The organism is Bradyrhizobium guangxiense, from assembly GCF_004114915.1.
GTDB classification, from domain to species: Bacteria; Pseudomonadota; Alphaproteobacteria; order Rhizobiales; family Xanthobacteraceae; genus Bradyrhizobium; species Bradyrhizobium guangxiense.
The window spans coordinates 5,523,323-5,548,669 of sequence record NZ_CP022219.1 but is presented as its reverse complement, the minus strand read 5'-3'; the positions used below and the strand labels follow the sequence as shown (position 1 = coordinate 5,548,669).

Below are 25,347 nucleotides of genomic sequence, written 5' to 3'. Positions count from 1 at the left end.
CCAATTTTACTTCGTAAATTCCTGCCCCTAGCCTCACGCGCAACTGATCACAGCAGCTGCCGGTCAATGGCGATCGGCGTGAGCGTTCATCGTAACCAATGAGGGTTGCCATGTCTGACGGGGCTAAGAGAACGTCCGCTTTCGGTCCGGCGGGAACGGATGGGAAGACAACGAAAAAACTGAGCCGGCGCACGCTGTTGAAGGGTGCAGCGGCCGTTGCGGGCGCAGCCGCAGGCGCCGATGCGATCCGGGGTTTCCCGACCATCTGGGCGCAGGAGATCAAGGACATCGAGCTGCGCCATGTCGGGGTGTCCTACTCGGTGGTCAAGGCGATCGGCGACCAGGCCGCCAAGGACCTCGGCTTCAAGGTGACGATGCAGAACCTCGACACCTCCGCCGCCATCAACCGCTTCATAAGCCAGCCTAATACGGTCGATATCGCCGATCTCGAGGGCTGGCAGGCCAAGCTCGCCGCCAAGCGTGGCGTGATCCAGGGCATCGAGGTCAAGAAGATCAAGGAGTTCGACAACATCCTGCCGATCTTCACCAAGGGTGAAATCGACGGCCACAAGATCCCGCGCCAGGGCATCTCGCCCTATGAGGCCATGTACATCGCCAAGCCCGACGCCACCGATCTCAACGACGGCGCTACCGAATGGGCGACCTTCCTGCCGCAGGTCTACAACGCCGATTCCATCGGCTATCGCCCCGATCTCGTCGGCCATGAGGTGACCGAGTGGAAGGACCTGATCGATCCCAAGTTCAAGGGCAAGGCTGCCATCCTCGACGTGCCCGCGATCGGCATCATGGACGCCGCACTCTGCTTCGAGAGCGCCGGGCTGATCAAGTACGGCAACAAGGGCAACATGACCAAGGAGGAGATCGACTTCACCTGCAACAAGCTGATCGAGCTGAAGAAGCAAGGCCAGTTCCGCGCGACCTGGACCACCTTCGACCAGTCGGTGCAGCTGATGGCGGCGGGCGAGGTCATCATTCAGTCGATGTGGTCGCCGGCGGTCGCGGCGGTCCGCGTCAAGGAAATTCCCTGCGTCTACGCGCCCGTCAACGTCAAGAACGGCAAGGAAGGCTACCGAGGCTGGTGCAACGGCATGGGCCTGATGAAGCATCTCTCCGGCAAGAAGCTCGATGCAGCCTATGAATATCTCAACTGGTACCTCTCGGGTTGGCAGGGCGGCTTCGTCGCGCGCTACGGCTATTACAGCCCGGTGCCCTCGACCGCGAAGAAATTCCTCACGCCGGCCGAATGGGCGTTCTGGTACGAGGGCCAGCCCGCGCCGGAAGTGGTCAATGATCCCTACGGCGTTGCGATGGAGAAGGCTGGCACCAAGCGTGACGGCGGCTCGTTCCTCGACCGCGTCAAGAACATCTCCTGCTGGAACACGCTGATGGACGAGGCGGCCTACATGAACAAGCGCTGGAATGACTTCAAGGTGGCTTGAAACCTGCTTTTCCCTGACGCAAGGCACCGGCGTGGCGACGCGCCGGCGGGGGAGATCGACGTCGAGGCGTTCGCTGACATGCAGCCAATTCTAGCTCAAAGTCCAGCTCCATCGCGATCCAATCTGGCAGGCTGGCTCTACGTCTCGCCGCTGGTCCTGGTGCTGGTGCCGTTCTTCGTGGCGCCGATCCTGGTCGTGCTCGGTGCGAGCTTCTTCGCCACCGACGGCTTTGGCGGGCTCACTCCCGGCTTCACGCTCGCAAGCTATGTCGAAGTGCTGCACTCGGCGCTGACGCTGAAGCTCTATCTGGCGACGATCAAGTTCACGGCCCTGACCTGGATCTTCACGCTGATCATCGGCTTCTTTGTTGCGTATTTCCTGGTGTTCCACGTTCGCAACCAGTTGCTGGCGATCGGCCTGTTCCTGCTCTGCACCGTGCCGTTCTGGACCTCGAACATCATCCGGATGATTTCCTGGATCCCGCTGCTCGGCAAGGAAGGCCTGATCAACCAGGCGCTGCTTGGAATGGGCGTGATCCGCCAGCCGCTTGAGGTGTTGCTGTTCTCCGACCTTGCGGTGGTCATCGCCTATGTCCACCAGCTCACGATCTTCATGATCGTGCCGATCTTCAACTCCATGGCGCGGATCGACAAGAAGCTGATCGAGGCCGCGATCGACGCCGGCGCCAGCCGCTTCGACATCATGCGCCTGATCGTGGTGCCGATGTCCAAGAGCGGCATCGCGCTCGGCACCATCTTCGTGGTCTCGATCGTGATGGGCGACTTCTTCGTGGTCAAGGTGATGTCCGGCGGCGGCTCCGCCTCGGTGGTCAGCGCGTTCTACGAGGATGTGGGCGTGCTGCAATATCCGACCGCGGCCGCGAGCGCCGTGCTGCTGACGCTGGTGCTGGTCGCCATCGTCTCGCTGATCCTGCGCACCGTCGATATCAGGCAGGAGATCACGCGATGAGCGCCGTTCTCGCCGACATGCCCAAAACCGACATGTCCAAGTCGGTCGCGCCCGCGACCACCAAGGCGATCGCCCCGAGCAAGGGCGGGCGGCCATGGACGTTCTACGTGCTGGCGGCGCTATTCGCGTGTTACGTCATCGCGCTCTACGGCCCGATGTTCTGCATCTACATCCTGTCGTTCCAGGATATCCGTGGCGGCCTCGTGTTCCCGATGAAGGGGCAGTCGCTGCATTGGTTCGTCGATCTCTTCACCCAGGTCCGCACCGGAGACGTCAAGGGCTCGTTCGACCGTTCGATCAAGCTCGCGGTCATCGTTACCATCATCACGGTAGTCGTTTCGTTCCTCGCCGGCCTCGGCTTCCGCAAGCGCTTTCGCGGTGACACCATCGTCTTCTACATGATGATCGGCAGCCTGGTCGCGCCCGGCCTCGTGCTCGGCCTCGGCACGGGGCTTCTGTTCCAGGCACTCGGGCTGAACGCGAGCTGGTACACCTCGGCGCTTGGTGCCCAGCTGTCCTGGACGCTGCCGTTCGGCGTGCTGGTGATGTTCGCGGTGATGTCGCGCTTCAACCACGTCTGGGAGGAGGCGGCCTACGATCTCGGCGCCAACCGCTGGCAGTCGATCCGGCTGGTGATGATCCCGGTGCTGGCGCCCGGCCTGGTGGCGGTCGCGTTGTTCGGCTTCACGCTGTCCTATGACGAGTTTGCGCGCAGTCTGCAGACCGCTGGCTCGCTCAATACGCTGCCGCTGGAGATCTGGAGCATGACTCTGAACGTCACCTCGCCCTCGCTCTACGCGCTCGGCACGGTGACCACCATTGTCTCCTTCATCGTCATCGGTGCCAGCCTCGGCACCATCGTGCTGATCCAGAAGAAGCGCGGCAGCCGGGCCAAAGGCTGAGCAAGGGTTGAGCTGGGAAATGAAGAACGATCGCGGCGATATCGAACTGGCGGGGGTCTGCAAGAGCTTCGACGGCGTCACCAATGTGGTCGACGGAGTCAATTTGAAGATCGCGGACGGCGCCTATTGCTGCTTCATCGGCCCCTCCGGCTGCGGCAAGACCACGATCCTGCGCATGATCGCGGGCCATGAGGACCCCACCGCAGGCGAGATCGTGATCGGCGGCCAGAACGTCGTCGGGCTCGCGCCGGTGCAGCGGCGCACGGCCATGATGTTCCAGTCCTATGCGCTGTTTCCGCATCTCACCGTGCGCGAGAACATCGCCTTTGCCCTGCGCGTGCGCGGCATGTCCAAGGCGGATCGGCTGCGGTCCGCGGACGCCATGATCGAGAAAGTGCGGTTGACGCAATTCGCCGACCGCCTCCCGGCCCAACTCTCCGGCGGCCAGCAACAGCGGGTGGCGCTGGCGCGCGCGGCCATCACCGAGCCGCGCGTGCTGCTGCTCGACGAGCCGCTGTCGGCGCTCGACGAGCAGCTCCGGGTCCAGATGCGGCAGGAGCTCAGGCGGATGCAGCAGGAGCTCGGCATCACCTTCATCCACGTCACCCATACCCAGCTCGAGGCGATTGCGCTCGCGGACCTCGTCGTGGTGATGGAGCAGGGCAAGATCAAGCAGGCCGGACCGGCGCGCGATGTCTACGCTCATCCGCACGACCGCTATGTCGCCGAGTTCATGGGCGGGCAGAACGTGCTGTCCGGGCGGGTCGAAAAGGTCAACGGAGCGAGCTTTACGCTGGCGCAGGCGGCGCCTTCAGGCATCGAGGTGCCGCTTCGGGCTCGCCCGAACGTCAATGTCGGCGACAAGGTCGACATCGCCGTGCGCCGCGACGATGTCGCGCTGGTCAGGCCGGGCAGGGACTTGCCGCCGGGGTGCGCCACGTCGCTGCCGAGCCGGGTGCTCGCGATCGAATACCAGGGCTATTTCGTCAAGGTCATGCTCGACACCGTGCCGGACGACGAGTTCGTGGCTTATGTGCCCGAGAAGACCTTCTTCGCAGATCCGTTCACCGTCGGCGACGTCGTGATGGCCACATGGGCCACCGGCAGCGCGCTTCCACTCGCCTAAGTCCCGCCGCGCACAGGAGCATGACCGTGCAGATATCCTTCACACTCAACGGACGGCCAACCACTGTCGAGGTCGAGCCGGCAACGCTCGTCGCCGAGCTCTTGCGCGAGCAGCTCAATCTCACCGGCACGCATATCGGCTGCGACACCAGCCAGTGCGGCGCCTGCGTGGTGCACCTGAACGGCTTGCCGGTGAAGAGCTGCACGCTGCTGGCGCCCGCGCTCGATGGCGCGAGCCTGCTCACCATCGAAGGCCTGCAAGGCGCGCCCGGCTCGAATCAGATGCATCCGATGCAGGAGGCGTTTCGCGAGCATCACGGCCTGCAATGCGGCTTCTGCACGCCGGGGATGCTGATGACGGCCGTGGCGCTCGCGACCGAGAAGCCGGACCTGACGGAGGCCGATGTCCGTCAAGGCCTCGAAGGCAACATCTGCCGCTGCACCGGCTACCAGAACATCGTCGTCTCGGTCATGGCCGGCGCCGCCGCCATGAACGCCGCCAAGGGAGAGTGACCATGGGGACTGTGATCGGTATCGGCGCCGCACCGAAGCGGAAAGAGGACCAGCGCTTTCTCACCGGCCGCGGCAACTACGTCTCCGACATCAAGCGGCCGGGCATGACGGCGGGCGTGTTCGTGCGCTCGCCGCATGGCCACGCGCTGCTGCGCGGCATCGACAAGAGCGCAGCGCTGGCCTCGCCCGGCGTCATCGCGGTGCTGACCGGCGACGATGTCGCCGACGACGGACTGGGTTCACTGCCCTGCGGTTGGGGCATCACCGACGCCAAGGGCGTGCCGATGAAGGAGCCGCCGTTCCCGATGCTGGCGCAGGACAAGGTGCGCTTCGTCGGCGACATGGTCGCTTTCGTCGTCGCGGAGACGCCGGAGCAGGCCGATGCGGCGGCTGAACTTCTGAAGGTCGACTACGAGGTGCTGCCCTCCGTGGTCGGCGTGCTCGAAGCCATCAGGCCGGACGCGCCGCAATTGTTCGGCGACGTGCCGAACAACATCTGTTGCGACTGGGAGCTCGGCGACAAGGCCGCGGTCGTAACTGCCTTCAAGAAAGCGGCGCATGTCGCCAAGCTCAGCCTCGTCAACAATCGCCTGATCGGCAATCCCATGGAGCCGCGGGCGGCGATCGCCGAGTATGAGCCGGGCACCGATCGCTACACGCTGTGGACCACCAGCCAGTTCCCGCATGTCGTGCGCTTCCTGATGGGGGCGCTGGTGCTGAACATTCCCCAGCACAAGCTGCGCGTGGTCGCTCCCGATGTTGGCGGCGGATTCGGCGTCAAGCAGTTCCATTACGGCGAGGAAGCCGTGATCACCTGGGCCGCCAAGCGCGTGAGGCGGCCGGTGAAATGGGTCGCGAGCCGCTCGGAGGGCTACGTTTCCGATCGCCACGGCCGCGATCACGTCACCGAGGCCGAGCTTGCGCTCGACGAGACCGGTAAATTCCTCGCCTTCCGCGTCAACACGCTCGCCAATATGGGCGGCTATCTCTCGACCTTCGGACCGAACATCCCGACCAATCTCTACGGGCCGCTGCTCGGTGGCGTCTACACCACGCCGGCGATCTACTGCAACGTGAAGGTGGTCTTCACCAACACGGTGCCGGTCGATGCCTATCGCGGTGCGGGGCGGCCCGAGGCAACCTTCGTGCTGGAGCGCATCGTCGATGTCGCAGCCAGCGAGATGGGCATGGACCGCGTCGAGATCCGCCGCCGCAACATGATCCCGAAGGAGGCCTACCCCTACCAGACGCCGGTGCTGGTGCAGTACGATTCCGGCGATCCCATGGGCTGTCTCGACGGAGCGCTGGTCGCGGCCGACGTCAAGAACTTTGGTGTGCGCAAGGCGGCCTCCGCCAGCAAAGGCAAATTCCGCGGGCTCGGTTACTCCACCTATGTCGAGGCGTGCGGGCTTGCACCGTCGCGCTTCGCCGGACGGTTAGGGGCGCGGGGCGGCCTTTATGAAAGCGCCACGGTGCGCGTGCATCCGACCGGGCAGGTGACGGTCATGATCGGCACCCACAATCACGGCCAGGGCCACGAGACCACCTTCGCGCAGATTGTCTCGGACAAGCTCGGCGTCGCCTTCGAGAACGTCGACATCGTGTTCGGCGATACCGATCGCGTCCAGTTCGGCATGGGCACCTATGGCTCGCGCTCGCTGGTCGTCGGCGGCGCCGCGCTGTCGAAGGCGACCGACAAGGTGATTGTCAAAGGCAAGAAGATCGCCGCGCATCTGCTCGAAGCGTCGGAAGCTGACATCCAGTTCGAGGCCGGCAGGTTCTCGGTTGCCGGCACCGACCGCATCAAGACGTTCGAGGAGATCGCCGGCGCCGCCTATGTTCCGCACGATTATCCGCTCGAAGTGCTGGAGCCGGGGCTGGAGGAGCAGGCCTATTACGATCCCGTCAACTTCACCTATCCCGGCGGCTGCCACATTGCAGAGGTCGAGGTCGATCCGGAGACCGGCACGGTGACGCTGGTCAATTACACTGCTGTCGACGACGTCGGCACGGTCATCAATCCGATGATCGTAGAGGGCCAATTGCACGGCGGCATCGTGCAGGGCGTCGGCCAGGCCCTGTTCGAGAATGCGGTCTATGACGAAGGCTCCGGCCTATTGCTGTCGGGCTCGCTGATGGACTACTGCATGCCGCGCGCCGACCATCTGCCGATGATGAAGGTCGCGACCCACTCCACGCTCTGCACGCACACGCCGATGGGCGTGAAGGGCTGCGGCGAGGTCGGCACCATCGGCTCGCCGGCCGCCGTCATCAATGCGGTGGTGGACGCGCTCTCGCATCTCGGCGTCACCCATGTCGACATGCCGGCGACGCCAAACCGGATCTGGCGCCTGCTGCAAAACGCGTCGCTGCCGGTCGCAGCGGAATAGGGAGGAGAACAATGAAGCCATTTGCCTACCACCAGCCGGACCAGATTCCGGATGCGGCCAAGCTCCTGACCTCGATCGAGGACAGCAAGCTGGTCGCAGGCGGCATGACGCTGATCCCGACGCTGAAGCAGCGGCTGGCCAATCCGCCGGCACTGGTCGATCTGTCGAAGCTCGGAAACCTCAAGGGTATCGCCGACGATGGCGCCACCATCACCATCGGCGCGATGACGCCGCACGCGGTGGTGGCTGCCTCGAAGCTGGTGCAGACCAGGATCCCCGGGCTCGCGGCGCTAGCCTCGATGATCGGCGATCCCGCCGTGCGCAGTCGCGGCACCATCGGCGGCTCGGTCGCCAACAACGATCCGGCCGCGGATTATCCCGCCGGCGTGCTTGGTCTCGGCGCCACCATCATCACCAGCAAGCGCGAAATCGCGGCCGACAAGTTCTTCCTCGGCCTGTTCGAAACCGCGCTTGAGCCGGGCGAGATCATCACGGCGATCCGCTTTCCCGTGCCGCTGAGGGCAGGCTATGCCAAGTTCAAGGCTCCGGCCTCGCGCTACGCGCTGGTCGGCGTGTTCATCGCGCAGTTCGCCGCGGGCGTTCGCGTCGCCGTCACTGGCGCCGGGCCCGGCGTGTTCCGCGTGCCGCCGATGGAGGCGGCGCTGTCGGGCCATTTCGATCCGTCCGCGATCGCGGCGATCAGGATCGACACCGACCGCCTCACCTCCGACATCCATGCCGAAGCCGATTACCGGGCGCATCTCGTCACGGTCATGGCCAAGCGCGCCGTCGACGCGGCGCTCAGCTAGCCCCTGGGTTTGATGATGACTGATGGTTCCGGCCGAACGGCCTTTCCGCCGGCGCCGACTGGCCTTGGCGCGCTTTCTGCAACCGAGATCATGGCCGGCTACCGGCGCAAGGCGTTCACGCCGCGCGATGTCGTCGACGACACCATCGCCGCGCTTCAGGCAGCGAACGAGGCCTGCAACGCGGTGGTGACGCCGATGTACGAGCAGGCGAGGGCGGAGGCCGACCGTCTCACGAAGGAGATGCGCGCCGGTGAGGCCAAGGGGGTGCTCGCCGGGGTGCCGGTCACGATCAAGGACCTCGTCTTCGTCGCTGGCGTTCCGGCCTATGCCGGCTCGCCGATGAACAAGGGCTTTGTGCCCGATGACGACGCCGCCGTGGTGTCGGCGCTGAAGGCGTCCGGGGCGATCATCACCTGCAAGACCACGACCTGCGAGTCTGGCTACAAGCTGACGGCGGACAGTCCCGTCACGGGCACGACGCGAAATCCCTGGAATCCCGGCCGCACCAGTGGCGGCTCGAGTGGCGGGGCGGCCGCCGGCGTTGCCGCCGGCTGCGGGCCGATCGCGATCGGCACCGACGGCGTCGGCTCGATCCGCGTGCCGTCGTCGTTCTGCGGCGTGTTCGGCTTGAAGCCTACGTTCGGTCTCGTGCCGCGCTCACCCGGTTTCTCCCCGCCGTCCTGGGCCTCGCTCGCCCATACCGGCCCGATCACGCGGACGGTCGCCGATGCCGCGCTGACACTGGAGGTCATCGCCGGCTACGACATGCGCGATGCCGCAAGTCTGCCCGTGCCGCCCCGCCGCTTCGACACCAACGCCGCGCCGTTGAACGGAATCCGTATCGGCGCCAGCGCCGATCTCGGCTATGCCGCGGTCAGCCCTGAGGTGACGGCCGCCTTCGGCAAGGCGCTCGCCATTCTCGACTCCTGCGGCGCCCAGGTCACCATGGATGGTCCCGCGCTCGATCCCGGCATCCTGGAGCATACGCTGAGGCCGATCGCCTTCACCGAGCAGGCGGCCGCCGTCGCGGGCAAGACGACGGCCGATCTCGCCGGCTCCGAGGCGGCCTATCGCGACGTCATCAGCGGCGGCCGCCGCTACAGCGGCACCGACTATATCGAAGCGAGCTATCGCCGGGGGCAGGCGCGCAACGCCTTCGTAAAGCTGTTCGAGCGCGTCGATGCGCTGGTGACGCCGACCGTCGCGGTGACCGCGTTCGAGGCTGGGCAGATCGGTGTCGGATCGATCGACGGCCGTGAGGTGGATCCGCATCTTGGTTGGTCGCCCTTCACCTGGCCGATCAACCTTGCCGGGCTTCCGGCGGCGACGCTGCCTTGCGGCTTCGACCGCGACGCCCTGCCGATCGGGCTTCAGATCGTCGCGCCCTGGCTCGACGAGCCCACCATCTTCCGCATCGCCGCTGCATTCGAGGCGGCGCAGCCCTGGGCCAAGTTCTGGCCGCAACTGGCACTGCGCCGGACCGCGTGAGCTAAAGCATGATCCGGAAACGCGCGAAGCGGCTTTCCGGAAAGATCATGCACAAACAGCAACCTGAAGCGCGATGACGATTCATCTAAAATCTCGTCGCGCTTCAGGACAGCTCGATCGGCGCGCCGCGGCCGCTGAGCTCTTCGTCGAGGCGCAGATAATGCGCGAGATAGTCGTGCAACGCCGTCGCGGCCTTGGACGTTGCGCCGCTCGACTTGTAGAGCAGGAGCTCGATCTTCGGCAGCGGCGGTAATCCCTCGTTCGGCCCGATTTCGCGCATAGCCGGCACCAGGGCGCTGCGGCCGAGCACGGTGACGGCCATGCCGGCGAAGGCCGCGGCCTGGAGGCCGCCGACGCTTTCGCTGACGCAGGCGATGCGCCAGCGCAAATTCGCGCGCTCCAGCGTGTCGATGGCGTAGTCGCGATAGATGTTGCCCGGCGGCAATAGCGCAAGCGGGATCGGACGTTCCTGATGCGCGGCGGATTGCTCACCGGTCATCCAGACCAGTTGCTCGCGCCGCACCACCTGGCCGCCGGTGAAATCGTTCATGCGCGTGACCAGCGCGATATCGACATCGCCGCGCTTGACGAGGCCGACCAGCGGTGTCGAGAGCGCACAGTTGAGCTCGACCTGCACCCGCGGAAAGGATTTCCGGAACACGCTGAGGATCTGCGGCAGCATGAAAGCGGCATAGAGGTCGGGCGTGCCGAGCACGACCTGGCCCTCGATCTCCTGTGACGCCAGTTGCGAAATCAGCTCGTCATGCAGCCGCAGGATGGACTTGGCGTAGGTGAGGACCGTGGTGCCGTCGTCGGTCAGCGTCAGCCTGCGGCCGCCATGCTCGAACAATTGCTTGCCGGTCAGCTCCTCCAGCCGCTGCAATTGCAGCGTGATCGCAGGCTGGGTGCGGCCGAGCCGTCGCGCGGTCTCGGTGATGCTGCCGGTCTCGACCACCGAGATCAGCGACCGGAGCATGCGGATATCGAGACTGATGAGGTTCATGCGGCGTCCATATCGCCCACAATTTATGCAAAATTCGTGCTAACGCACGGAGCCTCGGCGGTCATGGTGACGCAGTGGGACCCGCTTCGATCAGTAGAATCTAGCCCGTTCGCGACGACGCCATCAATCGCGTCATCGAAGCCAGGACGGCGAAGGAGCGAGCGAAGCCTGATCCAATCAAGGCTCGACAACGCTGCACAGATTTGCTGCATGGCGATATGAATTGGAGCAGTCTGCGCTGCAACAACGCGCTTGACTTCGCTTTCGATCTCAACGACCGTATCGTCCAAGCGTTGGGCAACTCAGCCCGTCAACGCGACGAGTTCAAACCATTTCCAACACCACGCGCATGTCGTGTGTTCGGTTGGCGGCGAGGGCGCCCTCGGCTTAACGGCCGGCGGGCGCTTTTTTGTTTTGGATCGAGTGATGACGCGGACGCGATATCGTATCGGTGTGATGTTCTCGACGACAGGCTCGTACGGCGTCGTCGCGCGTTCGATGCTCAACGGCGCGCTGCTCGCCTTCAACGAGACCAACGCCGGCTCCGACACGATCGCGCTGGAGCCGGTCGTGGTCAATCCCAGCGGCGACCTTGCCCGCTACCGCTCGCTCAGCCTGGAGCTGCTCAATTCCGGGATCCGTCACGTCGTCGGCTGCTACCCCTCCTCGAGCCGCAAGGAGGTCATTCCCTGCTTCGAGAAGTTCGACGGCATGCTCTGGTACCCGTCCCATTACGAAGGGTTCGAGAGCTCCGACAACGTCGTCTATACCGGCGCCGCGCCGAACCAGCACGTTCTTCCGCTAGTGGATTATCTCGCCACGCGCGTCGGCAAGCGCGCCTTCTGCGTCGGCTCCAACTACATCTGGGCGTGGGAGAACAACCGCATCTTCCGCGAGGCGCTCGCCGCGCGCGGCGGCGTCGTGCTCGCCGAGCGCTATCTCTCGGTCGGCGACACCGAGGTCGACCAGGTGATCGCGGCGATCATCGACCAGCGGCCCGACTTCGTCTTCAACAATCTGATCGGCACCAGCGCCTACGCCTTCTTTCGCGCGTTCCGTGCCGCCTGCCGCGCGCGCGGCATCGACCAGGCTGCGAACATCCCGGTTGCCAGCTGCACGCTTTCGGAGCCGGAGCTGCCGGAGATCGGACCGGATGCGGTCGATGGACATTTGTAGTCGAGCGTCTATTTCTCGTCGCTGAACTCCCCTGAAAATGCCGCCTTCATCACCGCCTATACCCGGTCCTTTCCGGAAGGGCCGGTGTCGTCGGCCGATGCCGAAGCGTCCTACATCGCCGTCAAGCTGCTCGCAGCGGCGTTGTCGCAGGCCGGCACCGACGACGCGCGCACGGTGCGGGCCGCAGTCGCCGACCAGCGGCTGCGAGCGCCGCAAGGGGAGGTCCGTATCGACCGGCAGACGTTGCACGCCTGGCTCACGCCGCGGATCGGTCGCTCCTCCGCCGACGGGCAGTTCGAAGTGCTGCTGGAATCGCGCGAGCCGATCGCGCCCGATCCCTATCTCGTCCAGTCGTCGCCGCGCTTTGCCAGCGCGATGCGCTCTCCGCTGTTGAAGGTGGTGCAATCATGAGCTCTCGACTGTTACAGAACTTCAAGGGCGGCCGTGCCATCGTCGTCACACGGCGAGGGGGATGGGAAAGCACGCTCGAAACCACGCTGGCCAAGCTCGGCGTCTCCACCGAATCCCCCGAGATCATCGACGGCCGCGCCCGAATCGACGTCGCAAGCCTGCAGGCCGATCGCGACATCCTGTTCGTCGACGGCGACCTCGAAGGCGCGGTCGCAATCGAGGTCAACCCGGCCTCGCGGTTGCCGCCGGTGCCGGTGATCGGCCTCGTCGGCGTCGAGGCGCCGAGCCGGCTGAAGGCTCTGGTCAATCTCGGTGCCACCTCGTTCCTGCGCAAGCCGGTGCATGGCGGCGCGGTCTACACGTCCCTGTTCATGGGCATCAACCAGTTCCTGCTGCGTGCCGAAATGTATGAGCGCCTGCAGGGCCTGGAGGAGCGCCGCCGCGGCCGCCGTGCGGTGATCCGGGCGATGATCCTGCTGGTGCAGCAGGACGGCCTCGACGAGGAGGGGGCCTATTCCCAGCTCCGTCGCGACAGCATGCGCGCGCGGCAGAGCATGGAACTCTATTGCGAGGAGTTTCTGAGCAAGCGGGCGAAGCCGCCCGATACGACCGGCCGCACGACCGGCATTACGCTGCAAGGCGGCAATAAGCAGGCCATCTAGGAGAAGCAAAATGAGCAAGTCTGTATTGCGGGGGCTGCGCGCCGCAGCCCTCACGGGGACGCTTGTCCTCGGATCAAACTTGGCGCTCGCGGCGGAAAACCCGATCAAGCTCGGCGTGCTGGAGGATCAGTCCGGCGACTTCGCCGCGGCCACGATCGGCAAGGTTCACGCCATCCAGCTCGCCGCCGACGAGATCAACAAGGCCGGCGGCATCATGGGCCGGCCGCTGGAGCTCGTTGCCTACGACACCCAGTCCGACAACACCCGCTACCAGGAGTTCATGCGGCGCGTGCTCCAGCGCGACAAGGTCGACGTCGTGTTCGCGGGCTTCTCTTCGGCCTCGCGCGAGGCGTACCGCCCGATCGTCGACCAGTTCAACGGCTTCGCCTTCTACAACAACCAGTACGAAGGCGGCGTCTGCGACGGCCACATGATCGTCACCGGCGCCGTGCCCGAGCAGCAGTTCTCGACGCTCATTCCGTACATGATGGAGAAGTACGGCAAGAACGTCTACACGCTCGCAGCCGACTACAATTTCGGCCAGATCTCGGCCGAATGGGTGCGCAAGATCGTCAAGGAGAACGGCGGCAAGATGGCCGGCGAGGAGTTCATCCCGCTCGGCGTTTCGCAGTTCTCGCAGAGCATCCAGAACATCCAGAAGGCCAAGCCCGACTTCGTGGTCACGCTCCTGGTCGGCACCGCGCAGGCCTCCTACTACGAGCAGGCGGCTTCCGCCAACGTCACCCTGCCGATGGCGTCCTCGGTCAACGTCGGCCAGGGCTACGAGCACAAGCGCTTCAAGCCGCCGAGCTTGAAGGACATGTACGTCACCACCAACTATATCGAGGAGATCGACTCGCCCAAGAGCAAGGAATTTTACGCCAAGTTCAAGGCCAAGTTCCCGAGCGAGCCCTATGTGAACCAGGAGGCGGAGAACTCCTATCTCGCGGTCTATCTCTACAAGCAGATGGTGGAGCGCGCGAAGTCGACCAAGCGCGAGGAGATCCGCAAGGTGATCGCGCTGGGTGACGTCTGCATGGACGCGCCGGAGGGCAAGGTCTGCATCGACCCGAAGAGCCAACACATGTCGCACACGATCTATCTCGCCAAGGTCGGCGCCGATCACGCGATTTCCTTCCCGAAGACCTGGGAAGACATCAAGCCGTACTGGCTGGGTGAAGCCGGCTGCGACCTCACCAAGAAGGATCCGATGGCTCAGTACACGCCGTCGAACCCGCCGCCGAAACCCTGACCCGGCGGCCGATCGCTCCGGCCCTCCCGGCACACCCTTGGCGTTGCCGGCGGGCCGGGGCGATCACGGACATCTGCGACGACAATTCTGCGTCTTCCCTCAGACTGGTTGATTCATGGACATCGCGACCCACGTCTTCTCGGCGCTCTATCAATTCGGCGGCGCCTTCGCATTTCTGGTGCTCTCGGCCTGCGGCCTCGCGGTGATCTTCGGCATGATGGGCGTGATCAATCTCGCCCATGGCGAGTTCATCATGTGCGGTGCCTACGTCACCGCCGCAACCGTGCATGCGGGCCTGCCGTTGCCGCTGGGAATACTGGCCGGCACCCTGGTGTCGGCGCTGGTCGGCGTCGTGGTCGAGCTCGCTGTGATCCGCCATCTCTACGACCGGCCGCTCGACACCATCGTCGCCACCTGGGGCCTCAGCCTGATCGCAACGCAGGGCACCCTGATCATGGTCGGCTCGACCATGGCCGGCGTCGGCACGCCGTTCGGCAGCTTTCAGGTCGGTGACTACTCCTATTCGATCTATCGCATCGTGCTGTTCTGCGCCGCCCTCGGCGTGCTCGCCGCGCTCTACGCGCTGTTCAACTGGACGCGCTTCGGCGTGCTGGCGCGCGCCACCATCCAGGTGCCGCATATGGCGGCGGCGCTCGGCGTCGACACCCGCCTGATCTACAGCCTCACCTTCGCCTGCGGGGCAGGGCTCGCCGGTCTTGCCGGCGGACTGTACGCGCCGACCATGACGCTGGTGCCGACGATGGGGGCGACCTTCATCATGGAGGCTTTCGTCACCGTCGTGATCGGCGGCGCCGACGTCTTCCTCGGCACGGCACCGGCCGGCGGTGTGCTGGCGGTGGTGAAGTCGGTCATGACCTCCTGGCAGGGGCAGCTGTTTGGGCAGATCGGCCTGCTGGTCGCCGTCATCATCGTGGTCCGGGTGCTGCCGAAAGGCATTTCCGGCTTCGTGCTGCGCGAGCGCACCTGACGGAGTGATGGCGTCGTGACCGGTTTCCTCTCGCTGTTTCGCCGTCTCGAGGGTCCGCAGACTGCAGGTCGCGGTCCGGCCTTCTGGGGCCTGTTCGCACTCGTGCTCGCTGCCGCATTCGCCTATCCGCTGTTCAGCGACGGCTACACCGTCGGCAACACGGTGTACTTCTTCGTCTGGGTCTTCATCGCGCTCAGCCTCTGCCTGATCTGGGGTTATGGCGGCTCGCTCTCCTTCGGCCAGACCGCCTTTTTCGGGATTGCGGGCTATGGCTACGGCATCCTCACCATCAATTTCGGCGCGGCCTACGGCTTCACGCTGCTGGCTCTGGTCGCGGCGGTGGCGATCGCCGCGCTGTTCGCCGTGCTGCTCGGCTACTTCATGTTTTTCGGCCGCATCGCCGGCGTCTTCCTCGGCATCGTCACGCTCGCCGTCACCTTGATGCTGGAACGCTTCATGGCGCAGACCGCGGGGCCGGAATGGCACATCGGAGCCGCGCGCCTCAACGGCTTCAACGGCATGAGCGCGATGCCGCCGCTGACCATCCCCTGGCCGGGCGAGCCCATCGTGCTGTTCGCCGATGTCGGGCTCTACTATTTCGTGCTCGGCCTTCTGGTCCTCGTTTACCTCGCCTTGCGCATCCTGATGAACTCCTCGTTCGGCAACGTCATCGTCGCCATCCGCGAGAACCCTGAACGCGCCGAGATGCTCGGCTACGACATTCGCAAATACCAGCTCATCACCTTCGTGATCGGAGCCGCGCTCGCAGGGCTCTCTGGCGTCCTTTACACGGTGTGGGGCCAGTACATCACGCCCTCGAGCATGGGCATGACCGCCGCTGCGCTGCCGTTGATCTGGGTCGCGGTCGGCGGCCGCAGCGATCTGACCTCGACCGTGATCGGCACGCTGGTGGTTCTTGCCGCGTTCCAGGCGCTGACGATCTACGGCAGCCAGTACGCGCTGGTCTTCATGGGCGTGCTGCTCGTGCTCACGGTGCTGATCGCGCCCAACGGCCTCGTGCTCAGGGCGATGAACTGGCTGGGCCGCATCGCCTCCCGCCTCACGCAGAGGGCCGGCTGATGTCGCTGCTCGAGCTGCGCAAGCTGAACAAGCATTTCGGTGGCCTGCACGTGACCAATTCCGTGGACCTCACGCTGCGAACCGGCGAGATCCACTGCCTGATCGGCCCCAACGGCGCCGGCAAGAGCACGCTGTTCCGCCTGATCCTCGGCGAGCACCATCCCGGCAGCGGTGACATCCTCTTTGCCGGAGAGAACATCACTGCGCTGAAATCCTTTGCGCGGATTCACCGCGGCCTGTCGGTCAAGTTCCAGGTGCCCGGGGTCTTCAGGGGCCTATCGGTGCGTCAGAACCTCGAGATCGCCTTGCAGAGCCGGCACCGCGGCGCCGAGCTCGAAGTCGAGATCGCGCGGCTGCTCGCCTTCCTCGGCCTCGAATCCGAGCAGGCGCAGACCGCCGGAAATCTCAGCCACGGCCAGAAGCAATGGCTGGAGATCGGCATGGCGATCAGCCTGAAGCCGCGCCTGTTGCTGCTGGACGAGCCCACCGCCGGGATGTCGCCGGAGGAAACCCACATGACCGGCGAGATGGTGCAGCGGCTCAATGCCGACGGCATGACAGTGCTTGCGATCGAGCACGACATGGCCTTTGTTCGGCAGGTCGCGCATCGCGTCACCGTGCTGCATCTCGGCCAGGTCTTCGCGCAGGGCTCGATCGACGAGATCGTGGCCGATGAGCGCGTGGCGGCGATCTATCTGGGGCAGGCCCATGCTTGATATGCCGCGCAAGGAAGTGATCCTCTCGACCCTGGGATTGCGCGCCGGCTATGGCGGCAAGCCGGTGCTCCAGGGCCTCGAGATCGAGGTGCGCGAAGGCGAGATCGTCGCCGTGATCGGCCGCAACGGCGTCGGCAAGTCGACGCTGATGAAAAGCCTGATCGGGCTCGTACCGGCGATGAGCGGCTCGATCGTCTATCGTGGTGAAGCCGTGGAATCCCTGGCCGCGCACAAGCGGGCGCGTCTCGGCATGGGCTATGTACCGCAAGGGCGCGACGTGTTTCCGCGCCTGACCGTCGGCGAGAACGTCGCCGTTGGCGCCGCGATCAAGGGCGGCGGCATTCCCGAAGCGGGCCGGCGCAAGATCGTCGAGGCCTTTCCAATCCTCGAAGAGCGCTGGCATCAGCGCGCCGGCACCATGTCCGGGGGCCAGCAGCAGCAGCTTGCGATCGGCCGGGTGCTGATTGCCGATCCCAGTCTGATCCTGCTCGACGAGCCCTCGGAGGGCATCCAGCCCAACATCGTCCAGGACATCGCGCGCAACATGGTCGAGCTCAACCGCAGGACCGGCGTGACCATCATCCTGGTCGAGCAGAATCTCGACATGATCCGCGCCATGGCGCAGCGCTGCTACGTCATGGACAAGGGCCGCATCGTCGCGAACCTCGATCGCGCGGCGCTCGACGATGCGGCCGAGATGCGTCGCCATCTCGCGGTTTGAAGACGAGCCAACGACAGAAGGAGAAAAGCAAATGTCCTGGCAGAAAGACTCCATCATGGCCCGCAAGGGCGTCGCCAAAGGCGAGGGCGGCACGGCGTACACCATCACCGAGGGCGAGCAGGGCAAGTACCATTATGTCTATGGCCCCTATGTAAAGCCGGTGCTGACCGTCGATCCCGGTGCGGTCGTCTCCGCGGAGACCCATGATGCGTTCGAGGGCGGCATCAAGAAGGAGACCGACAGCCCGTCGAAGATCCTCAACTTCCCGTTCCTCAATCCGCAGAACGGCCCGATCCACGTCAACGGCGCCGAGAAGGGCGACACGCTCGCGGTCTACATCGAGAGCATCGTGCCGCGCGGCCCGCAGCCGCGTGGCACCACGGTGATCATGCCGGAGTTCGGTGGCCTGGTCAGCACGGGCAACACGGCGCTGCTCAACCCGGCGCTGCCGGAGCGGGTCAAGAAGCTCGAGATCGACGCCAAGACCGGCACAAAATGGAACGACAAGATCACGCTGCCTTATGAGCCGTTCATCGGCACCATCGGCACCTCGCCGGAGATCGAGGCAATCTCTTCGCTGGTCCCCGATTACTACGGCGGCAACATGGACCTGCCGGATGTCGGCGTCGGCGCCATCATCTACCTGCCGGTCAACACCAAGGGCGCGCTGCTCTATCTCGGCGATTGCCACGCCGCGCAGGGCGATGGCGAGCTCTGCGGCGTCGCCATCGAGCATCCGACCGTGACCACGGTGCAGGTCGATCTCATCAAGAACTGGACCATCGCCTGGCCGCGGCTGGAAACGAAGGACTTCATCATGACCATCGGCTCGGCCCGGCCGATGGAGGATGCGGCCCGCATCGCCTATCGCGAGCTCTGCCGCTGGATGGCGGCGGACTACGGTTTCGACGAGATCGACGCCTACATGCTGCTGACCCAGGCCGGTCGGGTCAGGCTCGGCAACATGGTCGATCCCAAATACACGTTGGGTGCTTCGATCAAGAAGTCCTATCTCGGTTGAGGCAGGCCTGCTCATGTCCACCATTCACAAGGTCGCCGCCATCCAGTTCGAGCCGACCATGTTCGAGAAGGCGGGCAACATCGCCCGCCTGCTCGAGCTCTGCGAGCAGGCGGCGGCCGCCGGTGCAAAGCTGATCGTCACGCCGGAGATGGGAACGACGGGTTATTGCTGGTTCGACCGGGCCGAGGTTGCGCCGTTCGTCGAGACCATCCCGGGCCCGACCACGAGCCGCTTTGCAGCGCTGGCGCGCAAGCATGACTGCTACATCGTGGTCGGTATGCCCGAGGTCGACGAGGACAACATCTATTTCAACACCGCCGTCCTGATCGGGCCGGACGGCATCGTCGGCCGTCACCGCAAGACGCATCCTTACATCTCCGAGCCGAAATGGGCCGCGGCCGGCGACCTGCACAACCAGGTGTTCGAGACCCCGATCGGCCGCATCGCACTGCTGATCTGCATGGACATCCACTTCGTGGAGACCGCGCGGCTGATGGCGCTCGGCGGCGCCGACGTCATCTGCCACATTTCGAACTGGCTGGCGGAACGCACGCCGGCGCCTTACTGGATCAGCCGCGCCTTCGAGAACGGCTGCTACGTCATCGAGAGCAACCGCTGGGGGCTCGAGCGCACCGTGCAGTTCAGCGGAGGCAGCTGCGTGATCGCGCCGGACGGGCAGGTGATCGCCGTGCTCGACAAGGGCGACGGCGTGCTGCTGTCGGAGATCGATCTCGACGCCGCGCGGTCGCGCCGCGTGCTCGGCGAAGCCGTCTTCGCGCAGCGCCGGCCGGAACTCTATCCGGAGCTGCTGACCGATACGTTCAGCTGGAATCCGCGCGACTTCTTCGGCCTCTATGGCCACGAGCCGTGGCCGCCCGGCAAGACATCGCGGGTCAGCGTCGCGCAATTTGCGCCTGGCGACGACATCGACCAGAATCTCGCGGAGATCGCGGCACTCGCACGCAAGGCCGGCGCCGAAGGCGCCGACCTCGTCGTGTTCCCGGAGCTCGCGGTCACCGGTCTCGGCGATCCCGCGGCGTCGGCGCAGCCGATACCCGGTCTGGTGACCGATCGCCTGGAGGAGCTCGCCGCGGAGCTGGGTCTCTATCTCGTCTGCGGCCTCGCGGAGCGCGCCGGCGACACGCTCTACAACAGCGCCTGCCTTGTCGCTCCGGACGGGGACATCTCGCTCTATCGCAAGACGCATCTCACCACCGACGAGCGAAGCTGGGCGACCGCGGGAGAAGGCTGGACCATCGTGGACACGCCGATCGGCCGCATCGGCCTGTTGATCGGCCACGACGCCTCGTTTCCGGAGGCGGGCCGGGTGCTGGCGCTGCGCGGCTGCGATCTCATCGCCTGTCCTGCCGCGATCAAGGGCCGCTTCAGTTCGTCGCATGCCGGCACGGAAATCGAGCAGCCGAGACCGATTCCGACTGGTCCGGATCCGCATCACTGGCATCATCTGCGCGTTCGCGCCGGCGAGAACAATCTGTTCTTCGCCTTCGCCAATGTCGCCGATCCCGAACGCTTCTATCCCGGGCTGAGCGGCGTGTTCGGGCCCGACACGTTCGCGTTTCCGCGGCGTGAGGCGATCGCGGCCGGCGGCACGGGCCTTGCAACCGCATTGGTCGACACCACCAATCTCGACAGCGTCTATCCGACCAATGTCGTGCGCCGAAAGGACCTGGTCTCGATGCGCATGCCGCACAGCTATCGTGGATTGGTCAAAATGGCGGCGAGCAACTACTGAACCAAGAAGAAGGAAGCGGACCATGGATCTGGGACTCAAGGGCGCAAAAGTTCTCGTCACGGGAAGCACCAAGGGAATCGGCCGGGCGATCGCCGAAACATTTGCCGCCGAGGGCGCCGATGTCGGGGTGTGCTCCCGTAATCTGGCTGAGGTCGAAAGCACCGTCGCTTCGCTCAAGGCCAAGGGCGTTGCGGCCTATGGCGGCGCGGTCGACGTTGCCGATGCGGCGGTCCTGAAGGCCTGGGTCGGCGATATGGCGTCAAAGCTCGGCGGCATCGACGTCGTCGTCGCCAATGTCAGCGCGCTCGCGATCGGACAGGACGACGAGAGCTGGCAGAAGGAATTCTCGACCGACATGATGGGCACGGTGCGGCTGGGGAACGCGGCCATGCCGTATCTGGAGAAGAGCAAGGCCGGCGCGATCGTCACCATCTCCAGCGTCTCCGGCCGCGAGGTCGATTTTGCCGCCGGTCCCTACGGCACCTTCAAGGCGGCGATCATCCATTACACGCAAGGCCTGGCCAATCAGCTCGCGGCGAAGGGCATCCGCGCCAATTCGGTCTCGCCCGGCAACACCTATTTCGAGGGTGGGGTCTGGAACATGATCAAGGACAACAACCCCGAGCTCTACAAGACCGCGCTGGCGCTCAATCCGACGGGACGGATGGGTACGCCGCAGGAAATGGCCAATGCGGTGGTGTTCCTGGCGAGCCGCGCGGCGAGCTTCATCACCGGGACGAACCTCGTCGTCGACGGTGCGCTGACGCGTGGCGTCCAGTTCTAGCAAGGGCGCAATCACGGCATGCGGGACCTTGGCAGGACGCAGTCGACGCCCTTGTTGGCGTCGACCACCGCGTGCCCCGGAGCTCGACCGCAATCGTGCGGCGCCAATAGACAGCCTGCGCGCCGAGGCCGCTTGTCCAGCCCATCCGTCCGGTGATATCGCCTGGCACGCCTTCGGCGCGCAGAACGCGCTCCGGAATCCGAACCATCAGATATGCGCTTGAATATGCTGAGGAAAAATTCAGTCGCGCGCCGTTGCATTGGGACGGCAATTCGTTTAAGTCATTGATATGAAATACAAATTCAGTGTTGCCCCGATGATGGATTGGACCGACCGGCACTGTCGGGTATTCCATCGCCATCTGACGCGGCGGGCGCTGCTGTACACGGAGATGCTGACGACCGGAGCCATCATTCACGGCGACCGCGAGCGGCTGCTTGGGTTCGACGCGGTCGAGCATCCGGTCGCGCTTCAGCTTGGCGGGTCGGATCCCCGCGAGCTGGCGCAGGCTGCGCAGATCGGCGAGGCGTTCGGCTATGACGAGATCAATCTCAATGTCGGCTGTCCGTCGGATCGCGTGAAGGACGGCCGCTTCGGCGCCTGCCTGATGGCGGAGCCCGAGCTGGTGGCGAGGTGCGTTGAGGCGATGAAGCGCGCGGTCGCGGTTCCCGTCACGGTGAAATGCCGCATTGGCATTGACCATCAGGATCCTGAAGTGGCGCTCGACGCGCTTGCGCGCGCGGTGGTCGCCTCCGGCTGCGATGCGCTGATCGTGCATGCCCGCAAGGCCTGGCTCAACGGTCTGTCGCCGAAGGAGACCCGCGACATCCCGCCGCTCGACTACGACCGCGTCTATCGGCTCAAGCGCGCGATGCCCGACGTGCCCGTCATCATCAACGGCGGGATTTCCGGAATCGAGGAAGCGAAGGCGCATCTCGAACATGTCGACGGCGTGATGCTCGGCCGCGCTGCCTATCAGGAACCGTGGCGGCTGCTCTCCGTCGACTCCGAGATTTTTGGCGAAGCGGCCCCGCATGGGTCCATGCAGGCCGCGCTCGAGGCGATGAAGCCCTATATCGAGCAGCAGCTCGCGCGCGGCACTCGGCTGCATGCGATCACGCGGCACTTCGTCGGCGCATTTCATGCCGTGCCCGGCGCGCGGGCCTTCCGTCGCCATCTCGCCGAGCAGGGCACGCGTCCGGGTGCAGGCGGCGATGTCCTGAGCGATGCGATCGCCAAAGTCGCATTTCGGCAGGCTGCCTAGTAGACGCGCCCAGTGACGCCCTGTCCCAATCGCTGGGGACAGACGGCGGCGCCTGAACGCGCTAGGTTTTATCCCAGTCACGTTTTGGTCGACGGGGATATAGCAAGGGAGCGAAGCTTGAGCACCGCGCCACGCATCGACATCGATCCCGTCGCGTTCTGGGCCGATCCCTATCCGATGCTCGCAAAAATGCGCAAGGAGGCGCCGATCGCCTTCGTGCCGCAGCTCGGCTCGACGCTGCTGACCAGCCGCGACGACATCTCGATCTCCGAGAAGCAGATCGACGTGTTCTCCTCGCACCAGCCCGCCGGCCTGATGAACCGGCTGATGGGGCACAACATGATGCGCAAGGACGGCGAGGCGCATCAGGTCGAGCGGCGTGCGATGTTCCCGACGGTGTCGCCGAAGACGGTGAAGGCGCATTGGACCGCAGTGTTCCAGGCCCATGCCGATCGCATCATCGATGCGATCGAGCCGGGGCGGGGCGACTTCATGCGCGACTTCGCGCTGCCATTCTCCGGCGAATGCCTGAAGTCGATCACCGGCCTCACCAATATCGGCTTTGGCGACATGGACGCCTGGTCGCAGGGCATGATCGAGGGCATCGCCAATTACGCCGGCGATCCCGATGTCGAGGCGCGCTGCCATGCCGCGACGTCGGGCATCGATGCTGCGATCGACGACATCCTGCCGGTGATGCGCAAGCATCCCGACCAGAGCATCCTCGGGGTTCTACTCGCCTCGGGCATGCCGATGGAGAGCGTGCGCGCCAACGTCAAGCTCGCGATCTCAGGCGGACAGAACGAACCGCGCAAGGCCATCGCCGGCACGGTGTGGGCGCTTTTGACCCATCCCGACCAGCTCGACTTGGTCCTTCGCGGTGAAGTGACCTGGCTGCAGGCGTTCGAGGAATACGCCCGCTGGATCTCGCCGATCGGGATGTCGCCGCGCCGCATCGCAAAGCCCTGGACCATCCGTGACGTCGCCTTCGAGCTTGATGAGCGCGTGTTCCTGATGTTCGGCTCCGCCAATCGCGACGAGAAGCATTTCGACCGCGCCGACGAGTTCGACCTGCGCCGCGACGTGACCAAGAGCGTCGCCTTCGGCGCCGGTCCCCATTTCTGCGCCGGCGCCTTCGCATCCCGCGCCATGATCGCCGACGTCGCGCTGCCGACCGTGTTTACGCGGGCGAAGAAGCTCGAGATCGCCGACGACGAGCCGGTGCGGATTGGCGGTTGGGCGTTTCGGGGCCTGCAGAATTTGCCGGTGCGATGGCTGCATTAGGACGAGCTTGCGTCTTGCCCGAACGCTCTTAGAGCGTTTTCGAGCGAAGTGGACACCGGTTCGCGCGAAGAAAACGCGTCAAAACAAGAAGCTAGAGCTTCGGTTCTGATTCAATCAGAACCGAAAATGCTCTTAGGCCGCGATCATGCCATCATGCTCCTGTTTTGTCCGACGACGCAAATTGTCTTGCCTGCGGCGCAAATTACCTGCCGCCTAAGTCATTGATCGCGCTATCGCCGTCTACTGTGCATGGGGTTGTTTTCGACATTTTCGGTTCCAGCGCTCCGCCGCGCCTCGGCAGACTCGCGCGGCGCTCACATTCGCGTGCGATAAAAATCCCTCTGCGACGTCGCGGCCGCTTGAAAGATTAATCATGCGCACTGCCGCGCGCGCAGTGCTCGCATCGCTATTTTTCTGGACGTCTCGACACATTCGACAACCCGCACCATCATTCTCGCATGCGAACGAGCAACGGCCGCGCGCGGCCGGGAGTGTGGAATGCAACGTCGTGACTTTCTCAAGCTGTCGATCGGAGCTGCGGCCACTGCAGCGATTGCCTCGCCTGCAATCGCCCAGGGCGCGGTGAAGGAAATTCGTATCGGCTACCAGAAGACCGGCGTGCTGGTGATCGCGCGCCAGCAGGCGTCCCTGGAAAAACATTTCACGCCGCAAGGCATCGAGGTGAAATGGATCGAGTTCTCCTCGGGCCCGCCGATGATGGAGGCGATGAACGTCGGCAGCGTGGACTTTGGCGCGGTCGGCGATCCCCCGCCGGTGTTCGCGCAGGCCGCGGGAGCCGCGATCGTCTATGCCGCCGGTCAGCCCATCACCAACGGGCAGGGCATCCTGGTGCCCAGGGATTCGTCAATCCGCGACATTGCCGGCCTCAAGGGCAAGCGCGTCGGCTTCACCAAGGGCTCCAGCGCCCACAACGTCGTGGTGCAGACGCTGGAGAAGGCCGGCCTCACCTATGCCGACATCACCTCGGTCTATCTGACGCCGCCGGATGCGGGCCCGGCCTTTGCCAATGGCAGCATCGAGGCCTGGGCGATCTGGGATCCGTATTTTGCGATCGGCGAGACCAGGCAGAACGGCCGCATTCTGATCAATGCGCGCGAGGTCACCAAGACCAACTCCTTCTACATCGCCAACCGCGAGTTCGCGAAGAACCACGGGACGATCTTGCAGCAGATCGTCGACGTGACGACCGCGGCGGGCAGATGGGCCGAGCAGCACCGCGACGAGGTCGCCAGATCGCTAGCCGCGATCACCGGCGTTCCCCTGGATATCCAGACCGTCGCGGCCAACCGCGCGAACTTCGTGATCGGGCCCGTCACCGACGACATCGTGGTGACCCAGCAGGGCGTCGCCGATCGCTTCTACAAGCTCGGCCTGATCCCGAAGCCGGTTCAGATCCGCGACATCGTCTGGCGCAACCCGGCAGCCTGACCGTGCCGACCAGCCTTCCCGTCCAAAAAGGTCTAGAGATGAAGCATATTCTTCAACGTCTGATCGCAGCCATCATGCTGTCGATCGGCATCGTCGCCGCTGCGGTCGGCACGTCGTACGGCTAGGG

General features: G+C 64.9%; 22 protein-coding genes and 1 pseudogene. 22 read left to right on the top strand and 1 reads right to left on the bottom strand.

What is annotated here, in order from left to right:
- Positions 1 to 110: 110 nt before the first annotated feature.
- The 8 genes from X268_RS26520 (at position 111) to X268_RS26485 (ending at position 9,656) form a co-directional block, all read left to right on the top strand.
- Positions 111 to 1,460: an ABC transporter substrate-binding protein gene (locus tag X268_RS26520; protein ID WP_128927665.1), complete on the top strand. Its 1,350-nt coding sequence runs from the start codon at positions 111 to 113 to the stop codon at positions 1,458 to 1,460.
- A 78-nt stretch (positions 1,461 to 1,538) separates the two neighbouring features.
- The gene (locus tag X268_RS26515; RefSeq protein ID WP_128927664.1) at positions 1,539 to 2,429 is read left to right on the top strand and encodes an ABC transporter permease; all 891 of its coding nucleotides are present in this window, start codon (positions 1,539 to 1,541) and stop codon (positions 2,427 to 2,429) included.
- Positions 2,426 to 3,331: an ABC transporter permease gene (locus X268_RS26510; RefSeq protein WP_128927663.1), complete on the top strand. Its 906-nt coding sequence runs from the start codon at positions 2,426 to 2,428 to the stop codon at positions 3,329 to 3,331. The genes X268_RS26515 and X268_RS26510 overlap by 4 nt, the downstream gene beginning before the upstream one ends.
- 19 nt (positions 3,332 to 3,350) lie before the next feature.
- Entirely contained in the window at positions 3,351 to 4,457 is a 1,107-nt protein-coding gene (locus X268_RS26505; protein WP_128927662.1) for an ABC transporter ATP-binding protein, read from the top strand.
- 20 nt (positions 4,458 to 4,477) lie between these two features.
- Positions 4,478 to 4,969, top strand: coding sequence for a (2Fe-2S)-binding protein (locus tag X268_RS26500; RefSeq protein ID WP_208764394.1), 492 nt, complete (start codon positions 4,478 to 4,480; stop codon positions 4,967 to 4,969).
- Between the two features lie 2 nt (positions 4,970 to 4,971).
- Positions 4,972 to 7,359 (top strand): xanthine dehydrogenase family protein molybdopterin-binding subunit, encoded by a 2,388-nt coding sequence (locus X268_RS26495; protein WP_128927660.1) that lies wholly within the window; start codon positions 4,972 to 4,974, stop codon positions 7,357 to 7,359.
- A gap of 11 nt (positions 7,360 to 7,370) precedes the next feature.
- A complete protein-coding gene (locus tag X268_RS26490; protein WP_128927659.1) occupies positions 7,371 to 8,168 on the top strand; it encodes an FAD binding domain-containing protein in 798 nt (265 codons plus the stop codon).
- 15 nt (positions 8,169 to 8,183) lie between these two features.
- Positions 8,184 to 9,656 carry an amidase gene (locus X268_RS26485; RefSeq protein ID WP_128927658.1) on the top strand — a complete coding sequence of 491 codons (1,473 nt, stop codon included), beginning with the start codon at positions 8,184 to 8,186 and terminating at the stop codon, positions 9,654 to 9,656.
- Positions 9,657 to 9,759: 103 nt separating this feature from the next.
- Here the strand turns inward: X268_RS26485 and X268_RS26480 are convergent, their stop codons facing one another.
- Positions 9,760 to 10,659: a LysR substrate-binding domain-containing protein gene (locus X268_RS26480; protein WP_018641158.1), complete on the bottom strand. Its 900-nt coding sequence runs from the start codon at positions 10,657 to 10,659 to the stop codon at positions 9,760 to 9,762.
- Between the two features lie 426 nt (positions 10,660 to 11,085).
- On the opposite strand from X268_RS26480, the pseudogene X268_RS26475 reads away from it, so the two are divergent.
- From X268_RS26475 to X268_RS40585, 14 genes and pseudogenes are all read left to right on the top strand, one after another.
- Positions 11,086 to 12,246: pseudogene (locus X268_RS26475) on the top strand (transporter substrate-binding domain-containing protein).
- A complete protein-coding gene (locus X268_RS26470) occupies positions 12,243 to 12,908 on the top strand; it encodes an ANTAR domain-containing response regulator (RefSeq protein ID WP_128927657.1) in 666 nt (221 codons plus the stop codon). Before X268_RS26475 ends, X268_RS26470 begins: the two are co-directional and overlap by 4 nt.
- A gap of 10 nt (positions 12,909 to 12,918) precedes the next feature.
- Positions 12,919 to 14,160 carry an urea ABC transporter substrate-binding protein gene (locus X268_RS26465; protein ID WP_128927656.1) on the top strand — a complete coding sequence of 414 codons (1,242 nt, stop codon included), beginning with the start codon at positions 12,919 to 12,921 and terminating at the stop codon, positions 14,158 to 14,160.
- Positions 14,161 to 14,275: 115 nt separating this feature from the next.
- Positions 14,276 to 15,148 carry an ABC transporter permease subunit gene (locus tag X268_RS26460; protein WP_128927655.1) on the top strand — a complete coding sequence of 291 codons (873 nt, stop codon included), beginning with the start codon at positions 14,276 to 14,278 and terminating at the stop codon, positions 15,146 to 15,148.
- Between the two features lie 15 nt (positions 15,149 to 15,163).
- Positions 15,164 to 16,228, top strand: coding sequence for a branched-chain amino acid ABC transporter permease (locus X268_RS26455; RefSeq protein WP_128927654.1), 1,065 nt, complete (start codon positions 15,164 to 15,166; stop codon positions 16,226 to 16,228).
- Positions 16,228 to 16,944, top strand: a complete 717-nt coding sequence (locus tag X268_RS26450) for an ABC transporter ATP-binding protein (protein ID WP_128927653.1) — start codon at positions 16,228 to 16,230, stop codon at positions 16,942 to 16,944. The genes X268_RS26455 and X268_RS26450 overlap by 1 nt, the downstream gene beginning before the upstream one ends.
- Before the next feature lies 1 nt (position 16,945).
- Positions 16,946 to 17,665, top strand: a complete 720-nt coding sequence (locus X268_RS26445) for an ABC transporter ATP-binding protein (RefSeq protein WP_128929392.1) — start codon at positions 16,946 to 16,948, stop codon at positions 17,663 to 17,665.
- A 31-nt stretch (positions 17,666 to 17,696) separates the two neighbouring features.
- On the top strand, positions 17,697 to 18,686 hold the full coding sequence (locus X268_RS26440; RefSeq protein ID WP_128927652.1) for an acetamidase/formamidase family protein: 990 nt from the start codon (positions 17,697 to 17,699) through the stop codon (positions 18,684 to 18,686).
- A gap of 13 nt (positions 18,687 to 18,699) precedes the next feature.
- Entirely contained in the window at positions 18,700 to 20,439 is a 1,740-nt protein-coding gene (locus X268_RS26435) for a nitrilase-related carbon-nitrogen hydrolase (protein WP_128927651.1), read from the top strand.
- Positions 20,440 to 20,461: 22 nt separating this feature from the next.
- Positions 20,462 to 21,223, top strand: coding sequence for an SDR family NAD(P)-dependent oxidoreductase (locus X268_RS26430; protein ID WP_128927650.1), 762 nt, complete (start codon positions 20,462 to 20,464; stop codon positions 21,221 to 21,223).
- 289 nt (positions 21,224 to 21,512) lie between these two features.
- Positions 21,513 to 22,487 (top strand): tRNA dihydrouridine(20/20a) synthase DusA, encoded by a 975-nt coding sequence (dusA, locus tag X268_RS26425; RefSeq protein WP_128927649.1) that lies wholly within the window; start codon positions 21,513 to 21,515, stop codon positions 22,485 to 22,487.
- A gap of 117 nt (positions 22,488 to 22,604) precedes the next feature.
- Positions 22,605 to 23,771 carry a cytochrome P450 gene (locus X268_RS26420; protein ID WP_128927648.1) on the top strand — a complete coding sequence of 389 codons (1,167 nt, stop codon included), beginning with the start codon at positions 22,605 to 22,607 and terminating at the stop codon, positions 23,769 to 23,771.
- Positions 23,772 to 24,269: 498 nt separating this feature from the next.
- Entirely contained in the window at positions 24,270 to 25,220 is a 951-nt protein-coding gene (locus X268_RS26415; protein WP_128927647.1) for a sulfonate ABC transporter substrate-binding protein, read from the top strand.
- A 2-nt stretch (positions 25,221 to 25,222) separates the two neighbouring features.
- The gene (locus X268_RS40585; protein WP_283818277.1) at positions 25,223 to 25,345 is read left to right on the top strand and encodes a hypothetical protein; all 123 of its coding nucleotides are present in this window, start codon (positions 25,223 to 25,225) and stop codon (positions 25,343 to 25,345) included.
- Positions 25,346 to 25,347 lie beyond the last annotated feature (2 nt).